Here is a 12556-nt window from a genome sequence, read left to right on the forward strand (position 1 = left end):
ACTTAGGAAGCAAAAAATAATTCTGTTGCCTGAAGCGCTCCCTCACCAGGAGTGCACGACGCTAATGACAATAGTATATCAAACGCCTCAAGCTGAATTGATTCAGGTCAGACCAAACGGCGGTAATTTATACAAAAAATGCCGATCTGCCCCACATTTTTACATCGAGTTTACAGACTATAACCTAACGCTCAAAAAAGCCCTGCTGCGCCGCTGGCACCACAGAACTGGGATCCTGATGGATAATGACATCGGAACCCGGGAAACGGCGCAGAATCGCCTGCTCCACCTGGTCTGCAATCACGTGGGCTTGCACCAGCGGGAGGTTATCTTCCATTTCCAAATGAATCTGAATAAAGCGGGTCGGCCCTGACTGCCGCGTTCGTAGATCGTGCGCCCCGCGGATGCCGGGCCATGCGGTCACGATGGTGATAATGTCCTGACGCTCCTCGTCAGGCAAGGCGCGGTCGAGTAGTGACTGAACCGCCTCATAGCCCATCCGCAGCGCGCTATATAAAATATAGATGCCAATTCCTAAGGCAAACAACGCATCGGCGCGATGCCAGCCGTACCAGGAAAGGCCCAGCGCCACCAGAATAGCGCCGTTCATCATAACATCAGACTGATAATGAAGCATATCCGCCCGCACCGCCTGGCTCTGGGTTTTTCGCACCACCCAGCGCTGGAAGGTCACCAGCGCCAGCGTGCTGAACAGGGCGATCAACGTGACGACGACCCCGACGCCAGCGGCCTGCAGCGGCTCCGGACGCACCAGGTGCTGGATGCCGGTGAGAAACAGAAACAACGCCGAGCCGGAGATAAACATGCTTTGCGCCAGCGCCGCCAGCGATTCCGCTTTGCCGTGGCCAAAGGTATGCTCTTCATCAGCAGGTTGCAGCGAATAGCGAACCACCAGCAGGTTGGTCAGCGAGGCGGCAATATCCACCAGCGAATCCACCAGCGCAGCCAGAATACTGACTGAACCGGTATACCACCACGCAAAAATTTTGATCAAAAGTAACGCGGAGGCCATGGCCGTCGCGGCGATAGCGGCGCGGCTGACCAACCGGCCATAAGATTGATTCATATAGGCTCCTTCTCCTGCAATGCGCTTAGTATAACCTGAACTTGTGACGCTCACGGGATACGCGAAGAAGTTGATTTGCCGAAAAAAGGGCAAAAAAAACCCCCACATCATGTGGGGGAAGACAGGGATGGTGTCTATGGCAAGGAAAACAGGGTTTGTTACTGGGGTTGCAGGGTGTTGCTACTACTCGAAAGCATCATTGCTGAGCCTTTCTGCATCCTTGCAACCTCACGCAACTGATCCATACGTTGCTGGTGCTTAGCATTTAAAACCGCTTGCTGCTCTGGCGTAAGCAGGTGGTACATCTGGTTGCGGACCTTAGCCATTTCAACCTGGCGAGCAACCTGTTCCTGCGCCATCTTTTCTGCCTGAGCGCGCACAGCGTTTTCATCAAAATTTTCTGCGGTGACAAGGCGATGCATTGTCTCCATTTCGCTAACATTAACGGGGAGCCTGTCGTGGCGTGCCCGTTGCATAAGATCCCGTAACTGCTGACGTTGCTGCTCGGTTAAACTTATGCCGTCAAACATATGGCTCTGGCTACCGCGCTGTCCCCCTTCGTCTCCGGGGAGCCAGTTAACGCTGGTAACGACTTCAGCGGCCTGGCTATATGCACTTAGCGCCAGCGTTGAGGCCATGACGGCAGCGATAACATTGCGCATCACATACTCCCAAAACGTTTGTGTCGCGATTCAACGAGAGACAGTCTACGATTCAGGCTGCAAACATGCGTCAGGGGGTGTAAAACAACGTAAAGTCATGGATTAGCGGGCCTTGATGACGTAATTTCTGCCTCGGAGGTATTTAAAAGATGAATAAAATCCTGTTAGTTGATGATGACCGGGAGCTCACCTCCCTGTTAAAAGAGCTGCTCGATATGGAAGGTTTTAACGTGCTGGTGGCCCATGATGGGGAACAGGCGCTGGCCCTTCTGGACGACAGCGTTGATTTATTGCTGCTCGACGTAATGATGCCGAAGAAAAACGGTATCGATACGCTGAAAGAGCTGCGTCAGACACACCAGACCCCGGTTATCATGCTAACAGCGCGCGGGAGCGAGCTGGATCGCGTTCTCGGCCTTGAGCTGGGCGCGGATGACTATTTGCCTAAGCCGTTCAACGATCGTGAACTGGTGGCCCGTATACGCGCGATTCTGCGCCGTTCCCACTGGAGCGAGCAGCAGCAGACGACCGAAGCCGGATCGCCAACGCTGGAAGTGGATGCCTTAAGCCTGAACCCGGGCCGCCAGGAAGCCAATTTCGATGGTCAGACGCTGGAGCTCACCGGTACCGAGTTCACCCTGCTCTATCTGTTAGCGCAGCATCTCGGCCAGGTAGTGTCGCGTGAACATTTAAGCCAGGAAGTGTTAGGCAAGCGCCTGACGCCGTTCGACCGCGCCATCGATATGCATATTTCCAACCTGCGGCGTAAGCTGCCGGAGCGCAAAGATGGCCATCCGTGGTTTAAAACGCTGCGTGGCCGCGGGTATCTGATGGTTTCCGCTTCATGATTGGAAGTTTGACTGCACGCATCTTCGCCATCTTCTGGCTCACGCTGGCGCTGGTGTTGATGCTGGTGCTGATGTTGCCCAAACTGGATTCCCGGCAGATGACCGAGCTGCTGGAAAGCGAGCAGCGTCAGGGCATCATGATCGAGCAGCACGTCGAGGCCGAGCTGGCCAACGATCCGCCAAACGACCTGATGTGGTGGCGCCGTCTGTTTCGCGCCATCGATAAATGGGCGCCGCCGGGACAACGCCTGCTGCTGGTGACCAGCGAAGGCCGCGTGATCGGCGCAGAACGCAACGAGATGCAGATCATTCGTAACTTTATCGGCCAGGCCGATAATGCCGATCATCCGCAGAAAAAACGCTATGGCCGCCTGGAAATGGTGGGCCCGTTTTCCGTCAGGGACGGCGAGGATAACTATCAGCTCTATCTGATTCGTCCCGCCAGCACCTCCCAATCCGACTTTATCAACCTGTTGTTTGACCGGCCGCTGCTGCTGCTGATCGTCACGATGCTGGTCAGCGCCCCGCTGCTGCTGTGGCTGGCGTGGAGCCTGGCGAAACCGGCGCGTAAGCTGAAAAACGCCGCCGACGAAGTCGCCCAGGGCAACCTGCGCCAGCATCCGGAGCTGGAAGCCGGGCCGCAGGAGTTCTTAGCCGCTGGCGCCAGCTTTAACCAGATGGTCACCGCGCTGGAGCGGATGATGACCAGCCAGCAGCGGCTGCTGTCTGATATCTCGCATGAGCTGCGTACACCACTTACGCGCCTGCAGTTGGGCACCGCCCTGCTGCGTCGCCGCAGCGGTGAGAGCAAGGAGCTGGAGCGCATCGAAACCGAGGCGCACCGGCTGGACAGCATGATCAACGACCTGCTGGTGATGTCGCGCAATCAGGCCAAAAATGCCCTGGTCAGCGAGACGGTGAAAGCCAATCAGCTGTGGGGCGAAGTGCTGGACAACGCGGCGTTTGAAGCCGAGCAGATGGGTAAATCTTTCACCGTTGAGTATCCGCCGGGCCCCTGGCCGCTGTACGGTAATCCTAATGCGCTGGAAAGCGCGCTGGAAAATATCGTCCGCAACGCCCTGCGCTACTCACACACGAAGATTTCCGTCAGCTTCTCGGTGGATAAAGACGGGATTACGGTTAACGTCGACGACGACGGCCCGGGCGTCAGCCCGGAGGATCGCGAACAGATTTTCCGGCCATTCTACCGGACCGACGAGGCGCGCGACCGCGAGTCCGGCGGCACCGGCCTGGGGCTGGCGATTGTCGAAACCGCTATTCAGCAACACCGCGGTTGGGTGAAGGCCGACGACAGCCCGCTGGGTGGTTTGCGCTTAACCCTTTGGCTGCCGCTGTATAAGCGCACCTGACTCTGTCCCGGCTTGCGCTGCGCTACGCCGGGAGCATCCCCGAAAATACTCAATGTGGGGGAATTATTTCCCCCACAATCTCCGCGAACTATCCTCGATCTTACCGCTTAAACGTCGTTTCTGCAGCGTTCTGCTCCAGCTCACCGACAGGCCCGCAGCCGACAATAAACGATGATACTGATCATCATCAAACGGCATCTGCCAGGCAATCGCCCCGGCCTCATGGACACTGACATCGCTCAGCCGGGAAACCAGTTCTAGGGGCGCATCGCTGGAGACTTGCCCCCCGGCAATCACCCGATACAACCAGCCGGTCTTCCCGCTGTTTTGCACCAGCTGCGCCATATCACTGATCGCAAAATGAAAGTTGAGCTTGAAGCACGGCGATCGCGGCTGGGTGACCTGGATCAGCGCCTCGCCCCAGCGAAAGATATCGCCGATATAAACATTTTGCTCGGTGAGCCCGGTGGTGGAGAGGTTTTCGCCGAACGCCGGCGCGCAGAAGCGCTCGGCCTGCTGGGGGAATTCACGCATCCAGTCGGCATAGTGTTCGCGCGGATAGTGGCACAGCGCGCGGTCCGGCCCGCCGTGTATTTTCTTCTCCGCCTGCTCATCCCCATCGAGGCCGAGATCGCCGAGCTGCAATTCGCCATCGACCTGGATTTTGCCGATCGCGCTGGGGCGACTGCCCGCGTAGTCCCTGATTTTGCCGACAAAGACATTCACCGGATAATGCATGGCTGCTCTCCTTGCTACAGATATAAAAAAAGCGAGTCATCAGACTCGCTTCTCTCTTAGCGCAATGCAACCTTATTTTTTAGCGGCAAAACGCGCTGCAGCTTCGTCCCAGTTCACTACGTCCCAGAAGGCTTTGATGTAGTCCGGACGACGGTTCTGGAATTTCAGGTAATAAGCGTGTTCCCACACGTCCAGACCCAGGATCGGGAAGCCGGAAGCGCCGGAAATGGCTTCGCCCATCAGCGGGGAATCCTGGTTGGCGGTGGAGACAACGGCCAGTTTGTCACCTTTCAGGACCAGCCACGCCCAGCCAGAGCCGAAACGGGTCGCAGCGGCTTTTTCGAATTCCGCTTTGAAATTGTCTACAGAGCCGAAATCGCGCTCGATAGCCGCTTTCAGGTCACCCTGCAGGGTGGTGCCGGTTTTCAGGCCTTTCCAGAACAGGCTGTGGTTAGCGTGGCCGCCCGCGTTGTTACGCAGTACGGTCTTTTTGTCAGCCGGCAGCTGATCCAGCTTGGTGATCAGCTCTTCAGCGGACAGGTTAGCGAACTCCGGCAGGCTTTCCAGCGCGGCGTTGGCATTGTTCACGTAGGTCTGATGGTGTTTAGTGTGATGGATCTCCATCGTCTGCTTGTCGAAGTGCGGTTCCAGAGCATCGTAAGCGTACGGCAGGGATGGCAGGGTATAGCTCATAATCATCTCCATTATTGTCGAGCGGCTCAAGTGTTAACGCCGCGTAAGCAGTTTGTCCATTATAGTTAATTAAATGGTATTGAAAATGCTTATCAATGCCGTATTTTTCATATGGATATAACCAGAAGAAATACCCGTCATTTTGTGATGTAGAACAACTAATTAAGCCCATGGTTGCCAGGGTTCGCCATCCTGTGGCAACGGCTTGAAGGCGGCCAAAGCGGCTAATTTTTACACTCATCACATCGGAAGCCGCCGTCTCCGATAAAAAAAGATGAGGATAAAATCAATGAACCACGCGATTACGATGGGTATTTTTTGGCATTTGATAGGGGCCGCCAGTGCCGCCTGTTTCTATGCCCCGTTCAAAAAAGTAAAACACTGGTCGTGGGAAACCATGTGGTCGGTTGGAGGGATCGTCTCCTGGCTGATCCTGCCCTGGGCCATCAGCGCCACGCTGTTACCCGATTTCTGGGCCTACTACCGCTCCTTTAACGCCTCTACGCTGCTGCCGGTCTTTCTGTTCGGCGCCATGTGGGGCATTGGTAATATCAACTATGGCCTGACCATGCGCTATCTCGGCATGTCGATGGGAATAGGCATCGCCATTGGCATCACGCTGATTGTCGGCACGCTGATGACGCCGATTATTAACGGTCAGTTTTCGGTGCTGATGCACACCCAGGGCGGTCAAATGACGCTGCTCGGCGTGCTGGTGGCGGTACTTGGCGTCGGCATCGTCACCCGCGCGGGCCAGCTGAAAGAGCGCAAAATGGGCATCAAAGCCGAAGAGTTCAATCTGAAGAAAGGACTTCTGCTGGCGGTGATGTGCGGCATCTTCTCGGCAGGGATGTCGTTCGCGATGAACGCCGCCAAACCGATGCATGACGCCGCCGCAGCGCTCGGCGTCGACCCGCTGTACGCGGCGCTGCCAAGCTACGTAGTCATTATGGGCGGCGGGGCGCTGGTCAACCTCGGCTTCTGCTTTATTCGTCTGGCGAAAGTGAAGAACCTGTCAGTCAAAGCCGATTTTTCGCTGGCTAAACCGCTCATCATCAGCAACCTGTTGCTCTCCGCCCTCGGCGGCCTGATGTGGTATCTCCAGTTCTTCTTCTATGCCTGGGGCCATGCCAGCATTCCGGCGCAGTATGACTATATGAGCTGGATGCTGCACATGAGTTTCTACGTGCTGTGTGGCGGTCTGGTGGGTCTGGTGCTGAAGGAGTGGAACAACGCCGGTCGTCGTCCGGTGAGCGTCCTGAGCCTCGGCTGCGTGGTGATCATCATCGCCGCCAATATCGTCGGTCTGGGAATGGCCAGTTAACCACCGGGTCATCAGCCAGACAACGACGGTCTTCAGGCGGCGGCGCGACTGCGCTGCCGCCACTGCCCCGGCGACATGCCGATTTCCCGGCTAAAAACCACCGAAAAGTAGTTACTGTCCTCAAAGCCGCACTGCATGGCGATATCGCCGATTAAGCGCTCGGTATGCTGCAGCAGATACTGCGCATGGCAGATCCGCAGCTGGCGTAAATAGTGATTGATGGTCATCCCGGTTTGCTGGCGAAACTGCTGGCGAAGCGCCCGCTCGCTGCCGCCCTCCTGCTCGCAGAAACGCTCCAGAACAAAGGGGCGGCTGAGGCTGGCCGCCAGCGCGGCCAGCAGTTTGTCCAGCAGCGCTTCGCGCTGCGTCGCCGCGGGATCATCCGTCGCGTAGCGATGGCGCTGCAACGTCAGCGCCAGCTGGGCAAAAAGCAGTTCGGCCATCGCATTTCCCTGCGCGTCGCGCCGGGCGCACTCATGCTCAAGCTGGCTAATCACCTGGCGCGCCTGCGCCATACCTGTGCTGCCCATGCGCCAGTGGGGCTTCCACGGCGTGCCAAAGAGGCCAGGGATCGTCCCCGCCCAGTCAAAATTGAGCTGCAGCCGCTCCGGGCAATAGATGATGTTCTGCAGGACTAAATCATTAACCGAAGCATAGGAGTGTTTATCTTCGGCGCGAATATAGAACAGATCGCCGCGGGTAATGCGCCAGGGGCGATCGTTAAGGACGTGCAGCCCGTTGCCGCGCCACACCAGCACCAGCTCGCAGAACTCGTGGGTATGCTCGGCAAAAACGTTTTGCGGGTAGCGGTCAGCCACCGCCACTGCCTGCGTGGCGGAAGGGAAAAACTCCTCTTTACGTAGAATCAGACCGGCCACGGCTCACACTCCAAACGCGGATAAGGGCGCATTATTCGCGTTTTTAGCCCGCAATACGTTGACTCTTCTCGCGTTACTGAAGAATGGCGTCGCGGCCCTGGCGGATATCGCGCGGCGACCAGTCAAATTCGCGGCGAAAAAGCGTCGAAAAGTGGTTACTGTCGCCGAAGCCGCAGCGAAAAGCGATATCAGTCACGCTTTCATCGCTGTGGCGCAGCAGATGCCGGGCCTTCATCAGGCGCACCCGATTAAGATAGCGCTGCGGCGTCAGGCCGGTCTGCTGCTTCAGCTGGCGGTGCAGGGTACGCAGCGACAGCGAAAACTGCGCCGCCACCTCCTCCCAGCAGATCTCCTGGGCAAAATGATCTTCCAGCCAGGCCAGCAGCTGATTCAGCCGCGCATCGTTGTTGGTGGCCTCTTCCGCAAGGCTGCTTTTACGTAACAGCACCAGCAGCTGCATAAACAGGATCTCACGGCTGGCGACGGCATGGGTATCCGTTTCGCTCCCCATGGCCTCCATCTGCGCCACGATATGCCGAACCTGCTGCAGGACCGTCTGGTTCACCCGCCAGTGCGATGGGTAGTTCCCCTCCTGCTCCTGGGGCAGCAGTTGGCTGACCCCGGCGAGAAAACGAAACGCATCCGGCGCGCGATAGAGCACGTTGGTCAGACACAGGTTATCCGTATGCTCGTACAGATGCCGGTCGTGATCGCGAATAAAGCAGACCGAACCGCCGCCGATGGTATAGGGCTGACCATTGAAGACGTGAATACCCGTGCCCTGCTCCACGATGACAATTTCATGGAAATCATGGTGATGTTCCGGAAAGGCCGACTGAGGGAGGCGGGGTTCAATAGCCACCGTCGAGATCCCGGCCTTAAAGAAATCCGTACTGTGCAATATGGTCATGATGCCACCCTCGTAATGAGAAAAATTATCAGTCACCGGCTGATAGTAATGAAGGGTTGGCTATCCGGCCTTCAATTTTTGACCATGAAATTCGTAAATCCTGCCGCTTTTTCAAGAATCAGTCGGAAAGATACGGAACTGCGGACGCCATCACATCCCCCTCGCCACCCCCTAAAACCGCAAATTGTGATTTCCCTCACGGTCACCTTTGCTTTCTTGCCAGCGGCCAGTTTTGACTGTCCGTAGCGAGAAGGTGTCAGTAAGCGGCCTTTTTTAGACTGCGGACAATGATTTTAAGAAGGGTCTTTCCATGAGTATTCGTCATTGTGTCGCCGTCGATTTAGGCGCCTCCAGCGGGCGGGTGATGCTCGCCAGCTATCAGTCCGGGCCACGCGCCCTGACCCTGCGGGAAATCCATCGCTTCACCAACAGCCTGCAGAAGGTGGATGGCTTCGACTGCTGGGATGTGGATAGCCTGGAAGGCGAGATCCGTCGCGGGCTGGAGAAAGTGTGTGAGCAGGGCATCCTGATCGACAGTATCGGCATCGATACCTGGGGGGTGGATTATGTCCTGCTGGATAAGCAGGGCCAGCGCGTCGGACTGCCGATCTCCTATCGCGACGACCGCACCCAGGGCCTGCTACGTCACGCTGAAGAACAGCTGGGCCGGGCGGAGATCTATCGCCGCAGTGGTATTCAGTTTCTGCCGTTTAACACCCTTTACCAGCTGCGCGCCCTGGTGGAGCAGCAGCCGGAGCTGGTCAGTCAGGCCGCGCATGCCCTGCTGATCCCCGACTATTTCAGCTTCCGCCTGACCGGCAATCTGAACTGGGAATATACCAACGCCACCACCACCCAGCTGGTTAACATCAATAGCGATAGCTGGGATGAGACGCTGCTGAACTGGACCGGCGCGCCGTTGGCGTGGTTCGGAACGCCGACCCACCCCGGCAATGTGATTGGTCACTGGATCTGCCCGCAGGGCAACCGTATTCCGGTGGTCGCTGTCGCCAGCCACGACACCGCCAGCGCGGTGATCGCCTCTCCGCTGGCCGACCGTGATGCCGCCTATCTCTCCTCCGGCACCTGGTCGCTGATGGGGTTTGAGAGCCTGACCCCATACAACTGCGACGCGGCGCTGCAGGCCAATATCACCAACGAAGGCGGAGCGGAAGGCCGCTACCGGGTGCTGAAAAATATCATGGGCCTGTGGCTGCTGCAGCGGGTGCTGAAAGAGCAAAACGTCAGCGACCTGCAGGGGCTGATCGCCCGCACCGCCGCGCTACCGGCGTGCCGCTTCATGATTGACTGCAACGATGACCGCTTTATCAACCCGGCCAGTATGAGCGCCGAGATCCAGGCCGCCTGTCGCGATGCCGGGCAGCCCGTTCCTGAAAGCGATGCCGAGCTGGCGCGCTGCATTTTCGACAGCCTGGCGCTGCTCTACGCCCGGGTGCTTAACGAGCTGGCGGCGCTGCGCGGCCAGCCCTTCAGCCAGCTGCATATCGTCGGCGGCGGCTGCCAGAACGCGCTGCTTAACCAGCTGTGCGCTGACGCCTGCGGGATCGCCGTCGTGGCCGGCCCGATAGAAGCCTCCACCCTCGGCAATATCGGCATCCAGTTAATGACCCTCGACGAGCTGGCCAATGTCGATGAGTTTCGTCAAGTGGTGCGCGACAACGCGGCGCTCACCGCTTTTACCCCCAATCCTGATAGTGAAATTGCCCGTTTCGTGGCGCAGTTTCAGCCACAACAGACCAAGGAGCTTTGCGCATGACCACTCAACTTGAACAAGCCTGGGAAATTGCTAAGCAGCGCTACGCCGCCGTCGGCGTGGATGTCGAGGAGGCCCTGCGCCAGCTGGACCGTCTGCCCGTCTCCATGCACTGCTGGCAGGGTGACGACGTCGCCGGTTTCGAAAACCCGGCGGGAAGCCTGACCGGCGGCATCCAGGCGACCGGCAACTACCCAGGCAAAGCGCGCAATGCTGAAGAGCTACGCGCCGACCTTGAGCAGGCGCTGAGCCTGATCCCGGGACCAAAGCGTCTCAACCTGCACGCTATTTACCTGGAATCCGACGCGCCGGTAGCGCGCAATGAGATTAAGCCGGAGCACTTTAAAAACTGGGTTACGTGGGCGAAAGCCAACAAACTGGGGCTGGATTTCAACCCCTCCTGCTTCTCGCATCCGCTGAGCGCCGACGGCTTTACCCTGTCGCACGCCAACGATGAGATCCGCCAGTTCTGGATCGACCACTGCAAAGCCAGCCGTCGCGTATCCGCTTATTTTGGCGAACAGCTGGGTACCCCATCGGTGATGAATATCTGGGTGCCGGACGGCATGAAAGATATTACCGTTGACCGCTTCGCGCCGCGCCAGCGGTTGCTGAATGCCCTTGATGAAGTGATCAGCGAGAAGCTCGACCCGGCGCACCATATTGACGCCGTGGAGAGCAAGCTGTTCGGCATCGGCGCCGAAAGCTACACCGTCGGCTCCAACGAGTTCTATATGGGCTACGCCACCAGCCGCCAGACGGCGCTGTGTCTCGATGCCGGCCATTTCCACCCGACGGAAGTGATCTCCGACAAAATCTCTGCCGCCATGCTCTACATCCCGCGCCTGCTGCTGCACGTCAGCCGCCCGGTACGTTGGGACAGCGACCACGTGGTGCTGCTGGATGATGAAACCCAGGCCATCGCCAGTGAAATCATTCGCCATAACCTGTTTGACCGCGTGCACATCGGCCTCGACTTCTTCGATGCCTCCATCAACCGCATCGCGGCCTGGGTAATTGGTACCCGCAATATGAAAAAAGCACTGCTGCGTGCCCTGCTGGAACCGACCGCTCAGCTTCGTCAGCTGGAGAACGACGGCGATTACACCGCCCGCCTGGCGCTGCTCGAAGAGCAAAAATCGCTGCCGTGGCAGGCTATCTGGGAGATGTACTGTCAGCGTCACGACACGCCGGCGGGCAGTCAGTGGCTGGACAACGTGCGGGCTTATGAGAATGCGGTTCTGAGCCAGCGCGGGTAATGCACGGGCTTTCCCGGGTCGCGGCTGACGCCTTACCCGGGCTACGAACTGCGCGATGTTGCCAGAGCGCACCGAACAGTTCCCTCTCCCCTGTGGGGAGAGGGTTAGGGTGAGGGGCTACCCCCACCAAATCAACAGGAAAGACAAGACTATGCAGACCATTATCGACGCCTGGTTCGTCCAGGGCATGATCAAAGCCACCTCCGACGCCTGGCTGAAAGGCTGGGACGAACGCAACGGCGGCAACCTGACGCTGCGTCTGGATGAAGCGGATATCGAACCTTATGCGGCGGATTTCCACGCCAAACCGCGTTACATCGCCCTCAGCCAGCCGATGCCAATCCTGGCCAACCAGCCATTTATTGTCACCGGCTCCGGCAAATTCTTCCGTAACGTCCAGCTCGACCCGGCCGCTAACCTCGGCGTGGTAAAGGTCGACAGCGATGGCGCGGGATACCATATCCTGTGGGGCCTCACCGAGGATGCCGTACCGACCTCCGAGCTGCCGGCACACTTCCTGTCGCATAGCGAGCGCATCAAACTGACCGGCGGCAAAGACCGGGTGATCATGCACTGCCATGCCACCAACCTGATCGCCCTGACCTATGTTCTGGAGAACCACAGCGATCTGTTCACCCGCAAGCTGTGGGAAGGTAGCACCGAATGTCTGGTGGTCTTCCCGGACGGCGTCGGCATTCTGCCGTGGATGGTGCCGGGCACCGATGAAATCGGCCAGGCGACCGCCGAAACCATGCAAAAACACTCGCTGGTGCTGTGGCCATTCCACGGCGTCTTCGGCAGCGGCCCCACGCTGGATGAGACCTTCGGCCTGATCGACACCGCCGAGAAGTCCGCCGAAGTGCTGGTGAAAGTCTTGTCCATGGGCGGGATGAAGCAGACCATCACCCGCGAAGAGCTTATCGCCCTTGGCAAACGCTTCAACGTGCAGCCGCTGCAGTCCGCTTTAGATCTTTATCCATAACAACATCGCGCCCCGCTCACCGAGACGGGGC

Annotated in this window: 12 protein-coding genes; 6 read left to right on the plus strand and 6 right to left on the minus strand. The window is 58.1% G+C overall.

The window, feature by feature from the left end; translation table 11 throughout:
* Nucleotides 1-184: 184 nt before the first annotated feature.
* Together fieF and cpxP are read right to left on the minus strand one after the other, a co-directional pair.
* Nucleotides 185-1087 carry a CDF family cation-efflux transporter FieF gene (fieF, locus tag AS136_RS23075; RefSeq protein WP_008807873.1) on the minus strand — a complete coding sequence of 301 codons (903 nt, stop codon included), beginning with the start codon at nucleotides 1085-1087 and terminating at the stop codon, nucleotides 185-187.
* A gap of 158 nt (nucleotides 1088-1245) precedes the next feature.
* On the minus strand, nucleotides 1246-1749 hold the full coding sequence (gene cpxP / locus AS136_RS23080) for a cell-envelope stress modulator CpxP (protein ID WP_004178004.1): 504 nt from the start codon (nucleotides 1747-1749) through the stop codon (nucleotides 1246-1248).
* 149 nt (nucleotides 1750-1898) lie between these two features.
* Between cpxP and cpxR the strand changes: the two genes are divergently transcribed.
* Both cpxR and cpxA read left to right on the plus strand, forming a co-directional pair.
* The gene (gene cpxR / locus AS136_RS23085) at nucleotides 1899-2597 is read left to right on the plus strand and encodes an envelope stress response regulator transcription factor CpxR (RefSeq protein WP_002882901.1); all 699 of its coding nucleotides are present in this window, start codon (nucleotides 1899-1901) and stop codon (nucleotides 2595-2597) included.
* The gene (gene cpxA / locus AS136_RS23090) at nucleotides 2594-3967 is read left to right on the plus strand and encodes an envelope stress sensor histidine kinase CpxA (RefSeq protein ID WP_008807874.1); all 1374 of its coding nucleotides are present in this window, start codon (nucleotides 2594-2596) and stop codon (nucleotides 3965-3967) included. The genes cpxR and cpxA overlap by 4 nt, the downstream gene beginning before the upstream one ends.
* A gap of 63 nt (nucleotides 3968-4030) precedes the next feature.
* Here cpxA and yiiM read toward each other — a convergent pair whose 3' ends face one another.
* Together yiiM and sodA are read right to left on the minus strand one after the other, a co-directional pair.
* Nucleotides 4031-4705, minus strand: a complete 675-nt coding sequence (gene yiiM, locus AS136_RS23095) for a 6-hydroxyaminopurine reductase (RefSeq protein WP_063267041.1) — start codon at nucleotides 4703-4705, stop codon at nucleotides 4031-4033.
* 72 nt (nucleotides 4706-4777) lie between these two features.
* Nucleotides 4778-5398 (minus strand): superoxide dismutase [Mn], encoded by a 621-nt coding sequence (gene sodA, locus AS136_RS23100; RefSeq protein ID WP_004203668.1) that lies wholly within the window; start codon nucleotides 5396-5398, stop codon nucleotides 4778-4780.
* 289 nt (nucleotides 5399-5687) lie between these two features.
* Here sodA and rhaT point away from each other — a divergent pair, with 289 nt between their 5' ends.
* On the plus strand, nucleotides 5688-6722 hold the full coding sequence (gene rhaT / locus AS136_RS23105; RefSeq protein WP_050887617.1) for an L-rhamnose/proton symporter RhaT: 1035 nt from the start codon (nucleotides 5688-5690) through the stop codon (nucleotides 6720-6722).
* A gap of 32 nt (nucleotides 6723-6754) precedes the next feature.
* On the opposite strand, the gene rhaR is transcribed toward rhaT, so the two are convergent.
* Both rhaR and rhaS read right to left on the minus strand, forming a co-directional pair.
* On the minus strand, nucleotides 6755-7600 hold the full coding sequence (gene rhaR, locus AS136_RS23110; RefSeq protein WP_008807878.1) for an HTH-type transcriptional activator RhaR: 846 nt from the start codon (nucleotides 7598-7600) through the stop codon (nucleotides 6755-6757).
* Nucleotides 7601-7673: 73 nt separating this feature from the next.
* Nucleotides 7674-8510 carry an HTH-type transcriptional activator RhaS gene (rhaS, locus tag AS136_RS23115; RefSeq protein ID WP_008807880.1) on the minus strand — a complete coding sequence of 279 codons (837 nt, stop codon included), beginning with the start codon at nucleotides 8508-8510 and terminating at the stop codon, nucleotides 7674-7676.
* A 310-nt stretch (nucleotides 8511-8820) separates the two neighbouring features.
* Between rhaS and rhaB the strand changes: the two genes are divergently transcribed.
* From rhaB to rhaD, 3 genes are all read left to right on the plus strand, one after another.
* A complete protein-coding gene (rhaB, locus tag AS136_RS23120; protein ID WP_032756526.1) occupies nucleotides 8821-10287 on the plus strand; it encodes a rhamnulokinase in 1467 nt (488 codons plus the stop codon).
* A complete protein-coding gene (rhaA, locus tag AS136_RS23125; RefSeq protein WP_012543272.1) occupies nucleotides 10284-11543 on the plus strand; it encodes an L-rhamnose isomerase in 1260 nt (419 codons plus the stop codon). Before rhaB ends, rhaA begins: the two co-directional genes overlap by 4 nt.
* A 151-nt stretch (nucleotides 11544-11694) precedes the next feature.
* Nucleotides 11695-12525: a rhamnulose-1-phosphate aldolase gene (gene rhaD / locus AS136_RS23130; protein WP_008807883.1), complete on the plus strand. Its 831-nt coding sequence runs from the start codon at nucleotides 11695-11697 to the stop codon at nucleotides 12523-12525.
* Nucleotides 12526-12556: the final 31 nt, after the last annotated feature.

The organism is Klebsiella sp. D5A, assembly GCF_001620885.1.
GTDB classification, from domain to species: domain Bacteria; phylum Pseudomonadota; class Gammaproteobacteria; order Enterobacterales; family Enterobacteriaceae; genus Klebsiella; species Klebsiella variicola.

Excerpts from the sequence above, each read along its gene's own strand:
- rhaA (WP_012543272.1), top strand. The coding sequence starts at position 10,284 with ATGACCACTCAACTTGAACAAGCCTGGGAAATTGCTAAGCAGCGCTAC.
- cpxA (WP_008807874.1), top strand. The coding sequence starts at position 2,594 with ATGATTGGAAGTTTGACTGCACGCATCTTCGCCATCTTCTGGCTCACG.
- rhaB (WP_032756526.1), top strand. The coding sequence starts at position 8,821 with ATGAGTATTCGTCATTGTGTCGCCGTCGATTTAGGCGCCTCCAGCGGG.
- yiiM (WP_063267041.1), bottom strand. The coding sequence starts at position 4,705 with ATGCATTATCCGGTGAATGTCTTTGTCGGCAAAATCAGGGACTACGCG.
- cpxP (WP_004178004.1), bottom strand. The coding sequence starts at position 1,749 with ATGCGCAATGTTATCGCTGCCGTCATGGCCTCAACGCTGGCGCTAAGT.
- fieF (WP_008807873.1), bottom strand. The coding sequence starts at position 1,087 with ATGAATCAATCTTATGGCCGGTTGGTCAGCCGCGCCGCTATCGCCGCG.
- cpxR (WP_002882901.1), top strand. The coding sequence starts at position 1,899 with ATGAATAAAATCCTGTTAGTTGATGATGACCGGGAGCTCACCTCCCTG.
- rhaT (WP_050887617.1), top strand. The coding sequence starts at position 5,688 with ATGAACCACGCGATTACGATGGGTATTTTTTGGCATTTGATAGGGGCC.
- rhaD (WP_008807883.1), top strand. The coding sequence starts at position 11,695 with ATGCAGACCATTATCGACGCCTGGTTCGTCCAGGGCATGATCAAAGCC.
- rhaS (WP_008807880.1), bottom strand. The coding sequence starts at position 8,510 with ATGACCATATTGCACAGTACGGATTTCTTTAAGGCCGGGATCTCGACG.
- sodA (WP_004203668.1), bottom strand. The coding sequence starts at position 5,398 with ATGAGCTATACCCTGCCATCCCTGCCGTACGCTTACGATGCTCTGGAA.